The following is a 16,712-nucleotide window of genomic DNA, read 5'->3' as shown; positions in this document are numbered from 1 at the left end:
AAAGAGTAGTTAAAACCAATATACGGATTTAAAGATGAACAGGGGATTAACTTACGTTATTTACTCTACTGATAAAATAGAAGGGAGTTTGAAGGGAGACTGTAGGTACAAAAAAGGCCACCTGATGGCAGCCTTTCAATGTTTATCTAGCGAGTAACCGGATTACTAAGCTAGTTGAGCCTTAAGGTGCTCGATAACCGTATCCATAGCGATAACTTCTTTATCACCAGTACGACGGTTTTTGTATTCGAAGTTGCCTTCATCCATGCTGCGATCGCCGATAACGATAGTGTGAGGGATACCCACTAGCTCGATATCTTTAAACATTACACCAGGGCGCTCTTTACGGTCATCAAATAGTACTTCGATTCCCATAGCCGTTAATTCAGCGTATAGCTTTTCAGCGGCTTCTTTAACGCGCTCAGATTTGTGCATGTTCATTGGTACGATAGCAACTTGGAACGGTGCTAGTGCGTCTGGCCAAGTGATACCGAATTTATCGTGGTTTTGCTCGATAGCCGATGCAACAACACGTGAAACACCGATACCGTAACAACCCATTTCTAGGATTACGCTCTTACCATCAGGACCAAGCACGTTACAGTTCATTGCTTTCGAGTAAGTGTTACCTAGCTGGAAGATGTGACCAACTTCGATACCGCGCTTAAGTTGGATTGTACCTTGACCACATGGGCTTAGGTCGCCTTCAACTACGTTACGTAGGTCTTCAATTTGAGCAAGTTCAACATCACGACCCCAGTTAATACCGAAGTAGTGCTTACCGTCTACGTTTGCGCCAGCGCCAAAGTCGCTCATTACAGCAACAGAGCGGTCAACGATGAATGGTAGCTCTAGGCCAACAGGGCCAAGTGAACCTGGACCTGCACCAACAAGTGCGCGGATTTCTTCTTCAGAAGCCATCTCTAGCGGAGCAGCAACCTGTGGAAGGTTCTCTGCTTTCACTTCGTTAAGCTCGTGGTCGCCACGGATGATTAGCGCGATGATATCAGCGTCTACTTCATCAGATGCTTTAACGAATAGAGTCTTAACTGTCTTCTCGATGGCTAGACCGTGCTGCTCTACAAGCTCTGCGATTGTTTTTGCGTTTGGCGTATCAACCAGTTCCATCTCTTGAGTTGGCGCTGCAACTTCTTCAGTAGGAGCTAGTGCTTCTGCTTTCTCGATGTTCGCTGCGTAATCAGACTCAGAAGAGAATGCGATTAGGTCTTCGCCGCTTTCAGCAAGAACGTGGAACTCTTGAGAGCCGCTGCCGCCGATTGCGCCAGAGTCTGCTAATACTGGACGGTATTCAAGACCCATGCGGTCGAATGCTTTACAGTAAGCATCGTGCATCGCTTGGTAAGACTTTTCTAAGCCTTCTTTGTCGATATCAAAGCTGTACGCATCCATCATAGAGAATTCACGTGCACGCATTACGCCAAAACGAGGGCGGCGTTCATCACGGAATTTAGTTTGGATTTGGTACAGGTTTAGAGGTAGCTGTTTGTAAGAGCTGATCTCGTTACGTACTAGGCTCGTCACTACTTCTTCAGCTGTTGGGCTAAGAACGAACGGACGAGAGTGACGGTCTGTGAAACGAAGTAGCTCAGGGCCCATCTTTTCAGAACGGCCAGTCTCTTCCCAAAGCTCAAACGGTTGAACTACGGGCATCAAGATTTCAACGGCACCTGCATTATCGATCTCTTGGCGAACGATATTTTCGACTTTACGCAGTACACGTAGACCAGTAGGTAGCCAAGTATATAAACCTGAAGCTAGCTTACGGATCATACCTGCACGTAGCATCAGCTGGTGGCTGATAACTTCTGCGTCGTTTGGAGTCTCTTTCAGAGTAGAAAGAAGGTAGTTACTGGTACGCATTCTATGGTATCCGTTTCATCATTGATAAAAGAAAATTTGCTGCAGTTAGTGACGACAGCAAATCTGATATAGCCGCATATAATATCAGCCTATTTGGGATCTCAAAAGCGTTCAATGTCGGTAACATTGATGAAAAGCGTTTCAACAACGAATTTCACGTTAAGATCGAACAAATTTACCGCATATTCTTTACTGTCTGGCTTACCTTTCTTATAGGCGGGGCGCGGATCTTGGCCTAGCACTTCTTTGATCACCTGAATGATATGGCGCGCCTGTGGGTGACCGGACAGCTTACTTTGGGCTTGCTGCGAAAAGTTTACATCTAACACTTCAGGTTCATCGGCGGCAAACCCTCCCAATGCATCCGGAATCGAATCTGAGTAGGGGATATAAGGCTTGATGTCGATGATCGGAGTGCCGTCAACGAGATCAACACTGCCTAAGTCCAACCAAGTTTGTCCCTTTTCTTGAGATACACCTTTGAGCTCAACCGCAGACATGCCAATTCCATTGGGTCTGAACGTGGCACGAGACGCAAAGACACCAATCCGTTCATTACCGCCAAGTCGAGGCGGCCTCACGGTTGGTTTCCATCTGGCTTCAAGGTTCTTATCGAACAGAAACAATAACCACACATGGCTAAATTGTTCAATGTCACGAACAGATTCAAGGCAGTTAGCTGAGTCAACTAATCTGACTCTTGAGGTAGATGTGGGAACCAACCTAGGCTGTCTTGGCACAGCGAACTTCTCTTTATAAGGAGACTCAATAAAGCCAACAGGTTCAATGGTGTACATAGCAAGGTGTTCTCTGGTTTCAGTTAAGACGGAAAAATATCATAAAATCGCTTGTTTTTCTTTTGATAATAATTATCATTTGGGATGTTATAACATATCAATTTAATTATTTAGGGAAATACAATGAAACCGAATATCCACCCTGACTACCGTAAAGTGGTGTTCCACGACACCAGTGTTGATGAGTACTTCTTGATCGGATCAACGTTGAAAACAGATCGTACTATCGAATGGGAAGACGGAAATACTTACCCTTACTTCACAATTGAAGTGTCTGAAAAGTCGCATCCTTTCTATACAGGTAAACAGCGAGTGCTACATAAAGAGGGACGCGTTGCGAACTTCACTCGTCGTTTTGGTCAATTAGGTAAGGGAGCGAAATAGAATGAAAGTTGTGAAATCACTGAAAAGTGCGAAAAGCCGCCACCCAGATTGCCAAATAGTAAAGCGCAGAGGCCGTCTCTATGTCATCTGTAAATCCAACCCGAGATTCAAAGCGGTTCAAAAATAGTCAGTCAATTTGATGTGACACGAGTGTAAAAACGAGGGGAAAGTCAAACTTCATTCATTTGTCTGTTTTTCTTTTCCTTCGAGAGGAACTTTGCAGGAGAGTAGGTGCTAACTTAGCGTACGGTGTTTCTTATTTATAACTTTATCAATGACTTACAGGTTCAGGCATAAACCTAATGAATGTATCCATACCAATTATAAACCTAACTTTTATCTCATAGCTGGAGTTATTTGCTAATTTTTTGTTTTTATTAAGTTAAAAAGAATGGTTTGTTACACATTTTGTAACATTTACGATTTCTAATTGACCCTTTTGTCGAGTAATCTGCGCGGGCAATTTAAACATTTTTGTCACAATTGCACAGGAATCACTACAAGGAGGGAACTGATGAGTTCATCAGCTTCAATAAAAAACAATTCGCCTAAAAAACCTATTTTTACTCGCTTTTTAGATGGCGTTGAATATTTGGGGAACCTATTACCCCACCCAATCACTCTTTTCGCAATCTTCTGCTTAGCAATTCTCGTTACTTCAGGTATTGCTGGTTACTTCGAAGTGTCTGTTATGGACCCTCGACCAGAAGGTGCTAAAGGTCGTGCTGCTGACGGCATGATCCACGTTGTAAGTCTGCTTAATGCAGAAGGTCTACAACTTATTGTGACTAACTTAGTTAAGAACTTTGTTGGTTTTGCTCCACTAGGTACTGTACTTGTTGCTATGCTTGGTGTGGCGATTGCTGAACACTCAGGTCTACTATCTGCTGCAATGCGTGGCATGGTAATGGGTGCTTCTAAGCGCATGGTTACAGTAACGGTTGTGTTTGCAGGTATTATCTCTAACACAGCATCAGAGCTTGGCTATGTGGTACTTATTCCACTAGCAGCAATGCTTTTCCATTCTTTAGGTCGTCACCCTCTTGCTGGTCTTGCTGCGGCATTCGCTGGTGTGTCAGGTGGTTACTCTGCAAACTTACTTATCGGTACTGTTGACCCACTGCTTTCTGGTATTACAGAGACAGCGGCACAGATGATAGACCCGTCTTACACGGTTGGTCCTGAGTCAAACTGGTACTTCATGTTTGTTTCTACTTTCTTCATCGCGATTACTGGTGCATTTGTAACTGAGAAGATTGTTGAACCTAAGTTGGGCAAATACAACGACGAAGAAGCTTCTGAAGATCTATCAAATGATTCGATGGGCAGACTGACGGATGTTGAGAAGAAAGGTCTAAAACTAGCAGGTATTGCTGTATTGGCTGTTTCTGCACTTCTAGCGTGGACTATCGTTCCAGCTGACGGTGTTCTACGTTCAGCGTCTGGTACAATTTCGGGTTCTCCATTCCTGAAGAGTATTGTTGCGTTTATCTTTGTATTCTTCGCTATTCCTGGTTTTGTTTACGGTAAAGTTACTGGTTCAATGAAGAACGACCGTGACGTGATCAATGCGATGGCAACGTCTATGTCTTCAATGGGCATGTACATTGTTCTTGTATTCTTTGCTGCACAGTTTGTTGCTTTCTTTAAGTGGACTAACTTTGGCCAAGTAATCGCTGTTGGTGGCGCTAGCTTCTTACAAGATATCGGTCTTACTGGCCCAATGTTGTTCTTTGCATTTATCCTAATGTGTGGCTTCATTAACCTAATGATCGGTTCGGCTTCTGCTCAGTGGGCAGTAACAGCACCTATCTTTGTACCTATGCTAATGCTTGTTGGTTACGCACCAGAAACGATTCAAGCAGCTTACCGTATCGGCGATTCAACGACGAACATCATTACACCAATGATGAGCTACTTTGGTCTTATCCTTGCTGTAGCGACGCGTTATATGAAGAATTTAGGTATTGGTACTCTGATCGCGACAATGCTTCCATACTCAATCTGCTTTATGTTCGGTTGGAGCATCTTGTTCTACCTATGGGTCTTCGTATTTGGTCTTCCAGTAGGCCCAGGTGCAGCAACGTTCTACACGCCGTAGTAACAAGTACAAGTCATATTGTTAGATTTTAAAGCCTGCCTCGTGCAGGTTTTTTTTGGTCGAAATTATGGTGTACCAATCACGGAAAGTGTTCTGAAAGAGTGTAGAAAAATGGGATGATTTTAAAAGAAGAGGTGGTGACAAGGTGGATCATCAATACTCCGTTAAAGTAACACTTAGGCTCAAGTGTTAAGTAACAAGAACGGAGTATGTCGACAAACATATCTATAGGTTCACGCTTATGGCTATGAACGAATATCAATGTTTCTTGATGATTAACGTTTTGCTAGCAGGCGATCTAGGTGGTTTGCGAACTCACGACGGTCGGTTTGTGAAAGGGTGCTTGGTCCGCCAGTTTGGATACCGCTTGAACGCATAGTATCCATAAAGTCACGAATGTTGAGACGCGCTTTAATGGTCTCTTTGGTGTAAAGCTCGCCGCGAGAGCTTAAAGCAAGCGCACCTTTGGTGATCACTTCATCAGCCAGAGGAATGTCAGAGGTAATCACCAGATCGCCGGGTTCAGTGCGTTTTACGATTTCATCATCTGCAATATCAAATCCGCTTGGGACTTGAATTGAGTGAATGTTGTTACGCTTGGGAACGGGAACCAAGTGGTTCGCGACAAAGGTACATTCGACCCCTGTGCGTTCAGCTGCGCGTACGATTGTTTCTCGGATAACCTTAGGACAAGCGTCCGCATCAACCCATATCTTCATAGTGTTCTATTTCTCTGTTAGCTTATTTATCGGTCAACTTATTGCTCAGTTGCCTTATTGTTCAGTTAACTTATTGTTTCGTTAATTTATTGATCAGTTAACTTGGCTTCAAGCGTGGCAACGCGAGTGGTAAGTTCGAGGATTTGCTTTTCTAGTAGGCTAACACGATCAAGTGTCGGCTCTTCTTGTGTCGCGACTTCCACTTTAGGGACGCGATTGGCGCTTTTCCAGCTTTTGATAGTCATGATTAAAGCTGGCATCGGAACGGATGTGCTCATACGAGCTTTAACTAAAGCAACGGTTGGCTCTTTCCCTTGTGCTTGCAGTCCTTCAAGCACTGATTTCAACTCTTCAGACACATCTTTTGTCAGCATGTTGACCTCCATTTTTAGTCTTTGGTCATTTTACTCGCTCCGGTGAATGATAGCGAATCATAAAACCGCCCATAGCTTGTGAGAGATCTCTTACAAAGGCTGTGAGATAACACGAATACATCACTAGAGAGATTTAAGTGCATATGGTTAAGTTGCTGAATTTTAATTGTTTTATATAATTAACAACTTTATTGAATTGAAAGTGTGATGCAAATCTATTGTCCAAAATCCTAAATCGCGTAAATTAAACCTTGTCGGAAGGATTCTGACACGGAACAGGAAAGCACCAAGGATTTGGTTATCTTCAGGATGAAGATTTGGTTACTTAGGATTGAGTAGTCAAGCATGGAGCGTAAGGACATTGTAGGGATACAGCCAGTTAACAGGAAGTTAGCTGCAACGGAATGACAATGGACACCTTTAGGATTTAAAGGGTTGGATTAGCATCAGGACGATGTAAAGGACACCGCTCACGGAACAAGTGATGTGCGCTAACTAGGATTGTTAGCTTTCAGGATGATTGGACACCGCTAGGACGGCGAAGTAAAGGAAAGAGCTGAAGGATTACAGCCACTATTATGGATGATGCATGGAGCATTTATTAGTAGCCGGACTGCTGCGAGTAAGACCCTAGCCCTGACACTTCGGTGTCGGGGCTTTTCTTTATCTGAGGCTTTTCTCTATCTAGGGCTCTTTTTAATTCAGGATCTTTTTTCTAAGATCGCGACATCTGCTTTTCTGCTAATGGTCAACACAAGGAGTGTTTTATGACGATAGCAACCTCAAGAACGCTGTTGGTACCTTATACCGAACAGCTACAACACGACTTTATCAAGTTGAATTGCTGCCCCGTTAATCGTTCTGAAATGAATGGGCCGCACTCTATTGCCTCTGCGAAGTTCTTATTTCAAGAGATACTGCAAGACAACGTCGGCTTCTGCCGCGCTATCATCCACAACCAAACCCGTGAATATCTTGGACATGTCTTTATTTCATCAGAAGAGGGTAGGCATGAGCTTGGCTTTATTTTGGATAAAGAGTATTGGAATCGCGGCTTTGCTAGTGAGGTGCTAAAACCATTTTTAAGTTTGGTGTGTTTTGAAGAGCGCCTAACGAATGTTGTTGCGACTGTGAATGTCGGCCACAACCCATCGATTAAGTTATTAGAAAAACTAGGGTTTGAATTTAAGGAAACCAAACAAGATTCGTTTGGCCCTTATCATGAATATAGCTATAACGCGCACTGCGACGTTACATTCTATGAGGCTGTAGCTCAAACCGCATAGAGCGGAAGCCGACCATGGTCAGTTTTCCTTGGTACAGGTCATCACCTAATGCCGAAAACTCAAAATGGTACACAGTATGCCAGCGCCAAATGGTCGTTAGCTCATGGCGCATCTTAAGTTTATGACCGTTGAAGGCAACGCTTAATAGCTGCAAGTCGAGCTCTTTACACTTTCTCGCAATGGCAGCTTTCGCAAGCTCGGATTGCCTGCGCTGCTGCCAAAACAGAAAACAAAAGAAGCACAGCATCAAAATAGCCACTAAGTTATCTATCATTTAATCCATACTTCCTTTTAATCACTCTATTCCAATCGTAATTTTGAGCTTGTGTTAACGAGCTACAGATCTAGCTCGCTTTTGAGTTAGTCGTCAGTCAATTATTGAGACTTAGCCGCTTGTTGTAACTCAATCAATGCGTTGGCGAGTTCTGGTGATGGGTTCGAATTCAACAACGGCAAAAATACCATTCTTAGTGTCGGAATCATCACTAAATCTGCAAATAACTGATTGAACAGGTTTTGGTTGCCTGTTTGTGCGAGGCGCAACAAGAATTGCTCGGCAATCGCTGGATCTTGTAGCGCATGCCAGCTGCGACCCGCTAAACCAATCAACACTTCTTGGTGGCTCAAGCGTGGGCTAGCCAATACTTGATGAATCACGGCGTTGGTTGTGCTTTGCTCTGCGCCAGAAAGGGCTCGTACCAGTGCTGACAGTAAGAACAGATCCGGCTCTTGGCTGTTAATCTCGTTGTCTGCCATTTCTTGTAAGCGTTGAGCGAGCTTGTCATTGATTTGCGTGTGCTCAAGCGCTCCTAGTGTTGCGTATAGCGGTTCTGATGGCAGTTTATGAAGAGCTTTACGAATAGTGACACCGTTTTGTTGGTTGCCTAAACGCGCACACATATCGGTGATGCCTTGAAGGCCAACCGTTTTCCAGTTGTCCCAACCGAGTTCACCCGTGAAGTAATGTTGAGCGTGTTCGTAGTATTGGCTCGTTGCCAGGTCTAAACCTGCTCTTACTTGGCTATGGAACACGGCCATCTTGTCTTCTGAAGGCTTGAAGGTATATGGGTTGTTAGATAGCTTTTGTTGTTGCTCTTCGCTGATGTCACCGTTCAAACGTGTGCCCATCGCTTCGATAACAAACTTAAGGAAATTACCCACATCGCCTTGATGCAAGAGGCCTCTTTCATCCAGTTTGAATTTAAGGAACCAGATCCACGGTTGCTTGTGTTCATTCCAGTAGCTAATCGCTAAATGAGCTTGTTTCTGAAGTGGAAATGGGTACGGCTGTTTCCCTTGCTCAACATCAGAGAATAAGGTGTTGTCGATCTTTTGAATACGACGACCTAGGTCGTAGATATCGTATTGGCAACCGCTATTCTTTAGTAACTGAGTGAGCGTGTGAATCGTTTCCATAGTAATAAAGCTCCTAACTTTCTTTCCTAAATAGATGGTACTCTATGCCCCAATTTCAAGGTCACTAGATAAATAACTTGGTGAAAAATGACAGCAGCCACAAAGTTACCTCTTTTACTTCAACAATTAGAACAACAAATGCGCCAATGTTCGCTATGGAGCGATGTTTCGCCTTCGGATGAAGCTTTGGCGAGTGTTGAACCTTTTGCTATTGATTCACTGCAACCTGAAGAGTGGTTGCAGTGGATCTTTATCGTTAAGATCAACGCAATGATGGATGCCCAAATGAGCCTACCAAAGGGCTTTGCGATTCATCCTTATTTTGGTGAAGTGTGGAAAAATGAGGCAGACAAAGCGGAACTGCTAGTGACGATTCTGAGCATTGATGAGGTATGCGCGTAATGTTAGAAATCATTTATCAAGATGAGTACTTTGTCGCGGTGAATAAGCCTGCGGGTATGTTAGTGCATCGCTCATGGTTGGATAAACACGAGACTCAATTTGTTATGCAGACACTGCGTGATCAAATTGGTCAGCATGTATTTCCTCTGCATCGTTTAGACAGACCAACATCTGGCGTATTGGTGTTTGCTCTGTCGAGTGAGGTTGCCTCTGAGGTGATGCCGATGTTCGCCAACCATGAGATGCAAAAGACTTATCATGCGATTGTGCGTGGCTGGATAGAAGAGGGCGATACTCTCGATTATGCACTAAAGGTTGAGCTGGATAAGATCGCGGACAAGTTTGCAAAAGAAGATAAAGAACCACAAGAGGCCGTCACCGTTTACGAGCCGTTAGCGAAAGTCGAAGTGCCATATTCAACGGGGCGTTTTCCTACCAGTCGTTACTGCTTAGTTGAGATGATGCCAAAGACAGGCCGCAAACATCAGCTGCGTCGTCACATGGCTCACCTAAGGCACCCAATCGTGGGCGATACTTCGCATGGTGATGGTAAGCATAACCGACTGTTTCGTGATGATTTAGACTCACACCGTCTGTTGCTGCATGCTTCTGAACTGCGCTTCATTCATCCTTTCACTAAAGAAGAGTTGGTGATGAAGGCCAACCTAGATGAAACTTGGTTAAGGTTGTTTGAGACTTTTGAGTGGGATACCAGCTTGGTGAATGCTGAAGCATGTTTGTCTAAGTAAGTCACCCGCGTTTAAGCAATCATTGGTCTAAGTAAACATAGAAAATAGAATAAAAAACAAAGGGCTGATAGTGATATCAGCCCTTTTTGATGTCTGTTCAATTTGGACGGGTAACTAGCATTTAGTTGTTAACCGTACATTGCGAACCGCGGGATCATTTTAGCTTTTCTAGATCGGCCTCGATCTCAGCGATCTTGCTCGATACCACTTTCTCTAGGTGACGTAAGTCAGTAAGAATTTTCTGTTTTACATCGACTTCTGCGGTTGGAATCGGCTTGGTGATCTTGTTGAGTTCATCAATTACAAGAGTGAGGTTGCGGTTAATCTCGGTCACTTCTTTGTATTGATTATTGCCACCGCTAACAAGCACACTTTTTACTTGTCGTGGGTACTTAAACTTAACGCTTTTCGCGAACAGTTCACCTTTCTGCTTACGAAAGTAAATCTTCAGGATATCTTTGTGCGCTTCTTGGCGAAGGGAGTAACGTTCAATCTGTTTAGGTTCGTGGATACCTAAGCCAGTGAGGTTTGGATACATAAGCGACCTCTAGGTTATGAATGTAATACTTTTATGTAATTGACTTGATCAATGTAGCAGCCTAATGACGAGCTAGATAGTTGATATCTGTGAATTGATTGTAAGTTGTGGGCAAGATCGCTCTCTATCTTTACCCACACTTATTTGGTTGTTCAAGCTGTTACTAGAGCCAAACTTGTTTCCTTGTCATAACTTACTTCTAGCACTCAATTAGCTTTCTAAGGTGCGAGTTCTGAAACATGCTCAGTTAACCTTTCTCTTAGCGCTTGTTCTTGTTCTTCAGACAACCTTCCTCCCGCATCACTGGTCAGAATAAACAAATCCTCAGCTCGCTCACCTATGGTGGTAATTTTCGCACCGTGTAAGTTGATGTCTAACTCAGCAAAAGTTGCACCGACTTGAGCCAATAAACCCGGTGTATCAAGAGCTCTTAACTCCATCAAAGTATGTTTTTTGCTCTTGGTTGGTAGAAATTCAACCAGAGTTTTTACCTTGAAGTGCTGTAAGTTACGTGGCGTTCTGCGTGTTCTAATTTTAGTTGGACGACCATCAGCCAGAACATGAGTCAGATGTTTCGTAACGGCTTTGTGTCTTGCTTCATCAATTGCTTCACCGTGCTGATCCAGTACGATAAAGGTATCCAAAACGTGACCATCTTTACTGACCATGACTTGTGCGTCGTGAACGTTAAAGTTGCGTCTATCGAGCTCGGCAACCACGGTCGCAAAAAGTGCCGCTTGGTCTTTACAGTAAACGAATACCTCTGTGCCGCCACGTGTCGCTTTTTGGCTGATAAGCACTAAAGGTTGACTCGGATCTTCTAAGCGAAGTAAGTGTTCACAGTGCCATGCGATTTGAGAGTGTGTATGACGCAAGAAATAGTCAGCTTTGAAACGCTGCCACAACACCTCAATTTCACGAGCGGTGAAACCTTCTTTACGCAGTAGTGCTGATGCCATTTGTTGATTGTGACGAATACGGTCTCGAACATCGACTGGGTTTTCCAAGCCGCGGCGCAGTGCTCGCTGCGTAGAATGGAATAACTCTGCGAGTAGGGTACGTTTCCAGCTGTTCCATAGTTCCGGGTTGGTTGCACAGATATCGGCTACCGTTAGGCACACCAGAAGCTCTAACGACTCTTCATCGCGCACTTTCTTGGCGAATTCGGTAATCACATCCGGATCGTAGATATCACGGCGCTGAGCGGTCACGGACATCAACAGGTGGTTTTGTACTAGCCACGCGACTTGTTTGGCTTCAGGCTTTGATAACCCGTGTTCAATACAGAAAGAGTAAGCTTCAACAGCACCAATCTCTGAGTGGTCTCCGCCACGGCCTTTGCCGATATCGTGGAAGATAGCCGCCAGGATCAGGAGTTCTTTCTTCTGTACGCGTGGATAGACTTCACAACAAATCGGGTGCTTATCGTGGTTTTCGATCTGACTAAAGCGGTTGATGTGCTTGAGCAGACGAATACTGTGTTCATCAACGGTGTAAACGTGGAACAGATCAAACTGCATTTGGCCGACAATTTGACTCCACTGTGGCAAATAGGCCGAGAGCACGCCCAATTTATGCATCAAGCTAAAGGCTTTGTGCAGTGCGTTAGGATGGCGAACCAAATCCATGAACTTGTCACGAGCTTCAGGAATGGTATGCAGGAAGCGGTTCAATCGGCGACGTGCCGTACGCAGTTGTCGTAAGGTTGGCGGACTCACCCCTTCGATAGACGAGTCATTAGCGATATGGATAAACATATCGAGAATCGTTTCTGGTCGCGCTTGGAATAGGGCTGGCTTACGCGCTTCGATCAATGAACCACGACGTTGGAAGTCACTGTCGAGAATCTCAGCTTCTTGTGTTTGACCACCGTTAATGATTGCTTGGTCAAACAACTTAAGCAGCATCTTATTGAGCTCAGCTACACGACGAAGTGTTCGGTAGAACTCTTTCATCATCATCTCGACACCACGATTGCCTTCACCGGTATAACCAAGATGTTCTGCCACTTGAGCTTGGTGTGCAAAGGTAAGTCGGTTGTCATAACGGCGCAGCTCTATGTGCAGTGCAAAGCGAACTCGCCATAAGAAATCTTGGCACTCCACGAGTTCACGATATTCAGCATCGGTAAGAAAGCCATACTTGCTCATTTCTAACAAAGAAGTCGCACCGAAGTGACGACGTGCTACCCAACTTAGGGTGTGGATGTCTCTGAGCCCACCTGGAGTCGATTTGATATCTGGCTCTAGATTATATGTCGTGTCGTGATAACGAGCATGACGCTCTCTCTGTTCTTGAATCTTCGCCTTATAGAAGGTCTCACTTGGCCAAAATGAATCGGAATGAATCTTTAGTTTTAACTCTTGAAAGGTATCTTCACTTCCGCATAGTAAACGTGACTCTTGCAAGTTGGTCGCAACGGTTAAATCATCGATGCCGATCTCAAGACACTCGGCAATGGTACGAACTGCGTGGCCGACCTCTAACTTCAAATCCCACAGTAGCGTGATGAATTGACTGACTTTCTCACCTAGTGCTGGTGGCAGAGTTTTTTGCGAGACGATGAGAATATCAATATCGGATAAAGGGTGTAGTTCACCACGGCCATAGCCGCCTACAGCGACCAGTGCGATATGCGGCAGTTTGCTAAATCCAAAATGATCCCATAAACGATTGAGAAGCAAATCCATGTATTCGGAACGCAGCAGAACCAAATCGGTAACTGGATGATGATTTAGAAATTCACTCTTTTGATACTGCGTGAAGATTTCGAGTTGATTTTTTAATTCGCAGATTTCAAGTTGTTCGTCATTGAACGTAATAGGGCATTGATAAGGCATAGTCTGCTATCCGTGCAAGCAAGTGAGAATAGTAAACAATTTAACAGAAGCTGATGCAAAATCGAAATTGAGTGGATAAAAAAAATATCCTCGACAATGCGAGGATATTTTTAAAAGTCTGAGGTGCTCAGTTTGTTGAACTAAGCGTTCTTCATGATACGTGGAATCGTATCATCGCTGCGTAGTGTTAGAACTTCACAACCTGTCTCAGTTACAACCAGTGTGTGTTCCCACTGTGCAGAGTTTTTGCTGTCTGCTGTGTACACAGTCCAGCTATCTTCGTCATCAAGACGGCAGCCAAACTTACCTGCATTGATCATTGGCTCGATTGTGAAACACATGCCTGCTTTTAGTACTGTGCGATCGCTGTTTTTGTAGTGAACGACTTGTGGATCTTCGTGGAACTCAGAACCAATGCCGTGACCACAGTAATCTTTCACAATAGAGAACTTAGCGCGTGGGTTATTTTTGTTGTTTGTCTTGATGTACTTCTCGATAGCAGTACCAACTTGGCCAAGTTGAACACCAGGTTTAACTTGGCGCATGCCTTCGTAAAGTGCTTCTTGAGCAACCATGCATAGACGTTTGTTTGCTGGTGAAACTTCACCCACAAGGAACATCTTAGAGGTGTCACCGTGGTAACCTTGAGGACGAGTGCTTAGATCTGCATTTTCGTCATCAGGAACAATCACCGTGATATCAACGTTTAGAATATCGCCATCTTTCAATACTGCAGGTTTGAATTGACCTGTGCTACCAGTCTCATCTTGTGATGCTGGAATACCGTGGCACACAATGTGGTTGATAGACGTACAGATAGACTTAGGGAAACCGTGGTAATCAAGTGGTGCTGAATATGCGCCTCTCTCTAGAGCGTACTCGTGACAGATTTGGTTAAGCTCTTCTGTCGTTGTACCCACTTGGATGTGAGGTTCAATCATCTCTAAAATTTCAGAAGCCAGCTTGCCGGCGACGCGCATTTTTTCAATTTCTTCAGCAGTTTTAATTTTTACAGCCATTGCATATCTCTTAATTTGGTAGCACCTAAGTGTGCATATTGGGGCTATTCTATCAGTGCAGCATTTTAGCGCAACATTCCCATATCCATACAATGCTGATGGATACTACTTAATCTAAGCCGATATTGTTCTGTAAGCCGATGCTGAATCGATTTGATTAGGCCGCGATTTATCGGTGAAATTCGCTAATAGGATTCAGTATAGCAGTCGCCATTTTTAGATTTTTTTCTAGCCATAGATAGACAAAATATGGTATAAAGCGCGCCGGACATCAGGACTGTTTTCTCCAATTGGCGAAACAAGCTTTGTGTCCACTAACTTATTTCTTTAAATCACACACATTCCGACACATGTTCCGGGGTGCCTCAACAACACAGATAACGGCTGAAAAGTGGTTAGTTGTTAGGGGTCGGATTCATGGGGGATGTGGAGGCCTAACCCCATAGAGGATTTTAAAATGGCAACTGTATCAATGCGCGATATGCTTAAAGCTGGTGTTCACTTCGGTCACCAAACTCGTTACTGGAACCCAAAAATGAAGCCATTCATCTTTGGTGCTCGTAACAAAGTACATATCATCAACCTAGAAAAAACTGTACCAATGTTCAACGACGCTCTAGCTGAAATCGCTAAAGTTGGTGAGAAGAAAGGTAAAGTTCTTTTTGTTGGTACTAAGCGCGCTGCATCTGAAGCTGTTAAAGAAGCTGCTATCAACAGCAACCAGTTCTACGTTAACAACCGCTGGTTAGGCGGTATGCTAACGAACTACAAAACTGTTCGTCAGTCTATCAAGCGTCTGAAAGAACTTGAAGCGCAAGCTCAAGACGGTACTTTCGACAAGCTTACTAAGAAAGAAGCTCTAATGCGCACTCGTGAAATGGAGAAGCTAGAGAAGTCTCTTGGTGGTATCAAGAACATGGGCGGCCTTCCAGACGCTCTATTCGTTATCGATGCTGATCACGAACACATCGCAGTTAAAGAAGCAAACAACCTAGGTATCCCAGTTTACGCTGTAGTTGATACTAACTCTAACCCAGACGGTGTTGACTTCGTTATCCCTGGTAACGATGATGCAATCCGTGCAGTACAGCTTTACCTAAACGCTGCTGCAGACGCGGTTAAAGAAGGTCGTAACAAAGATGTTGCTGCTGTAGCTGCTGAAAAAGACGGTTTTGTAGAAGCTGAATAATAGCGGCTCTGAGCCATATTTAGTTCATATTAAGCGGTCATAATCGATGGCTTAAGAACTGAATACAGTCAATATCAGGGGCCAATTAATTAGGCCCCTGTTTTTTATCTTTTTTAGAATTTACTGAGGAATAGAGAATGGCAACTGTAACTGCAGCTCTAGTTAAAGAACTTCGTGAACGCACAGCTGCGGGCATGATGGAATGTAAAAAAGCGCTTGTTGCTGCTGAAGGCGACATCGAGCTAGCAATTGAAAACATGCGTAAATCTGGCGCAGCGAAAGCAGCTAAAAAAGCTGGTAACGTTGCTGCTGAAGGCGCAATCATCATTAAAGAAGAAGCTGGCGTTGCTGCTCTTCTTGAAGTGAACTGCCAAACTGATTTCGTAGCTAAAGATGCAGGTTTCCTTGCATTCGCTAACGAAGTTGCTGAAGTTGCTCTAGCTGAACGTCTAGACATCGTTGCACTTCAAGCTAAGTTTGAAGACGCTCGTATCGCTCTAGTAACTAAGATCGGTGAGAACATCAGCATCCGTCGCGTTGAGCTTGTTGAGGGTGTTGCACTAGCTTCTTACCGTCACGGCGAGAAAATCGGTGTTGTTGTTGCTGGTGAAGGCGAAGCTGAAACGCTTAAGCACATCGCTATGCACGTTGCTGCTTCTAAGCCTGAGTACGTTAACCCATCTGACGTACCTGCTGACGTAGTAGAAAAAGAAAAAGCTGTTCAAGTTGAAATCGCTATGAACGAAGGCAAACCACAAGAGATCGCTGAGAAAATGGTTATCGGCCGTATGAAGAAATTCACGGGCGAAGTATCTCTTACTGGTCAAGCTTTCATCATGGAACCTAAGAAAACTGTTGCTGACATTCTTAAAGAGAAAGGCGCATCAGTTACTACCTTCGTTCGTTTAGAAGTTGGTGAAGGTATCGAGAAAGCAGCTGAAATGAGCTTCGCAGACGAAGTTGCAGCGGTACAAAAAGGTTAATCCTTAGCGTATTGTTTGAAAAGAGACCGTGGCA

At 44.2% G+C, this 16,712-nt stretch carries 17 protein-coding genes; 8 read left to right on the top strand and 9 right to left on the bottom strand.

Going from position 1 to position 16,712, the window contains the following annotated elements; all coding sequences use genetic code 11:
- Window positions 1-165 precede the first annotated feature (165 nt).
- Both K08M4_RS11310 and tsaA read right to left on the bottom strand, forming a co-directional pair.
- Window positions 166-1,881, bottom strand: coding sequence for a proline--tRNA ligase (locus K08M4_RS11310; RefSeq protein ID WP_086049924.1), 1,716 nt, complete (start codon window positions 1,879-1,881; stop codon window positions 166-168).
- A gap of 101 nt (window positions 1,882-1,982) precedes the next feature.
- A complete protein-coding gene (gene tsaA / locus K08M4_RS11305) occupies window positions 1,983-2,678 on the bottom strand; it encodes a tRNA (N6-threonylcarbamoyladenosine(37)-N6)-methyltransferase TrmO (RefSeq protein WP_086049923.1) in 696 nt (231 codons plus the stop codon).
- Between the two features lie 123 nt (window positions 2,679-2,801).
- Here tsaA and K08M4_RS11300 point away from each other — a divergent pair, with 123 nt between their 5' ends.
- The 3 genes from K08M4_RS11300 to K08M4_RS11290 all read left to right on the top strand — a co-directional run bounded on the left by K08M4_RS11300 (window position 2,802) and on the right by K08M4_RS11290 (window position 5,163).
- On the top strand, window positions 2,802-3,062 hold the full coding sequence (locus tag K08M4_RS11300) for a type B 50S ribosomal protein L31 (protein ID WP_086049922.1): 261 nt from the start codon (window positions 2,802-2,804) through the stop codon (window positions 3,060-3,062).
- Window position 3,063: 1 nt separating this feature from the next.
- Window positions 3,064-3,189, top strand: a complete 126-nt coding sequence (gene ykgO, locus K08M4_RS11295; RefSeq protein ID WP_009847431.1) for a type B 50S ribosomal protein L36 — start codon at window positions 3,064-3,066, stop codon at window positions 3,187-3,189.
- Between the two features lie 387 nt (window positions 3,190-3,576).
- Entirely contained in the window at window positions 3,577-5,163 is a 1,587-nt protein-coding gene (locus tag K08M4_RS11290) for an AbgT family transporter (RefSeq protein ID WP_086049921.1), read from the top strand.
- Between the two features lie 275 nt (window positions 5,164-5,438).
- Here the strand turns inward: K08M4_RS11290 and K08M4_RS11285 are convergent, their stop codons facing one another.
- Together K08M4_RS11285 and K08M4_RS11280 are read right to left on the bottom strand one after the other, a co-directional pair.
- Window positions 5,439-5,882, bottom strand: coding sequence for a YaiI/YqxD family protein (locus K08M4_RS11285; protein ID WP_004734361.1), 444 nt, complete (start codon window positions 5,880-5,882; stop codon window positions 5,439-5,441).
- Between the two features lie 86 nt (window positions 5,883-5,968).
- Complete coding sequence (locus K08M4_RS11280; RefSeq protein WP_086049920.1) at window positions 5,969-6,256, bottom strand: hypothetical protein; 288 nt, start codon at window positions 6,254-6,256, stop codon at window positions 5,969-5,971.
- 767 nt (window positions 6,257-7,023) lie between these two features.
- Between K08M4_RS11280 and K08M4_RS11270 the strand changes: the two genes are divergently transcribed.
- Complete coding sequence (locus K08M4_RS11270) at window positions 7,024-7,542, top strand: GNAT family N-acetyltransferase (RefSeq protein WP_009847427.1); 519 nt, start codon at window positions 7,024-7,026, stop codon at window positions 7,540-7,542.
- Here the strand turns inward: K08M4_RS11270 and K08M4_RS11265 are convergent.
- Window positions 7,508-7,816, bottom strand: coding sequence for a DUF3301 domain-containing protein (locus tag K08M4_RS11265; protein ID WP_009847426.1), 309 nt, complete (start codon window positions 7,814-7,816; stop codon window positions 7,508-7,510). The two genes, K08M4_RS11270 and K08M4_RS11265, sit on opposite strands and share 35 nt — an antisense overlap.
- 101 nt (window positions 7,817-7,917) lie before the next feature.
- Window positions 7,918-8,958 carry a DUF3549 family protein gene (locus tag K08M4_RS11260; RefSeq protein WP_086049918.1) on the bottom strand — a complete coding sequence of 347 codons (1,041 nt, stop codon included), beginning with the start codon at window positions 8,956-8,958 and terminating at the stop codon, window positions 7,918-7,920.
- 87 nt (window positions 8,959-9,045) lie between these two features.
- Here K08M4_RS11260 and K08M4_RS11255 point away from each other — a divergent pair, with 87 nt between their 5' ends.
- Window positions 9,046-9,360 (top strand): YqcC family protein, encoded by a 315-nt coding sequence (locus K08M4_RS11255; RefSeq protein ID WP_086049917.1) that lies wholly within the window; start codon window positions 9,046-9,048, stop codon window positions 9,358-9,360.
- Entirely contained in the window at window positions 9,360-10,109 is a 750-nt protein-coding gene (gene truC, locus K08M4_RS11250) for a tRNA pseudouridine(65) synthase TruC (RefSeq protein WP_086049916.1), read from the top strand. The genes K08M4_RS11255 and truC overlap by 1 nt, the downstream gene beginning before the upstream one ends.
- Before the next feature lie 154 nt (window positions 10,110-10,263).
- Here truC and K08M4_RS11245 read toward each other — a convergent pair whose 3' ends face one another.
- From K08M4_RS11245 to map, 3 genes are all read right to left on the bottom strand, one after another.
- Window positions 10,264-10,647, bottom strand: coding sequence for a DUF3461 family protein (locus K08M4_RS11245; RefSeq protein ID WP_017107178.1), 384 nt, complete (start codon window positions 10,645-10,647; stop codon window positions 10,264-10,266).
- Between the two features lie 218 nt (window positions 10,648-10,865).
- Window positions 10,866-13,487, bottom strand: a complete 2,622-nt coding sequence (gene glnD, locus K08M4_RS11240; protein WP_086049915.1) for a bifunctional uridylyltransferase/uridylyl-removing protein GlnD — start codon at window positions 13,485-13,487, stop codon at window positions 10,866-10,868.
- A gap of 140 nt (window positions 13,488-13,627) precedes the next feature.
- Window positions 13,628-14,506: a type I methionyl aminopeptidase gene (gene map / locus K08M4_RS11235; protein ID WP_086049914.1), complete on the bottom strand. Its 879-nt coding sequence runs from the start codon at window positions 14,504-14,506 to the stop codon at window positions 13,628-13,630.
- Window positions 14,507-14,963: 457 nt separating this feature from the next.
- On the opposite strand from map, the gene rpsB reads away from it, so the two are divergent.
- Window positions 14,964-15,695, top strand: a complete 732-nt coding sequence (gene rpsB / locus K08M4_RS11230) for a 30S ribosomal protein S2 (protein ID WP_009847420.1) — start codon at window positions 14,964-14,966, stop codon at window positions 15,693-15,695.
- Between the two features lie 137 nt (window positions 15,696-15,832).
- Window positions 15,833-16,678 carry a translation elongation factor Ts gene (gene tsf / locus K08M4_RS11225; protein ID WP_009847419.1) on the top strand — a complete coding sequence of 282 codons (846 nt, stop codon included), beginning with the start codon at window positions 15,833-15,835 and terminating at the stop codon, window positions 16,676-16,678.
- Window positions 16,679-16,712: the final 34 nt, after the last annotated feature.

The organism is Vibrio syngnathi (assembly GCF_002119525.1).
Lineage (GTDB): Bacteria > Pseudomonadota > Gammaproteobacteria > Enterobacterales > Vibrionaceae > Vibrio > Vibrio syngnathi.
This window is presented reverse-complemented; position numbering and strand designations above follow the sequence as displayed.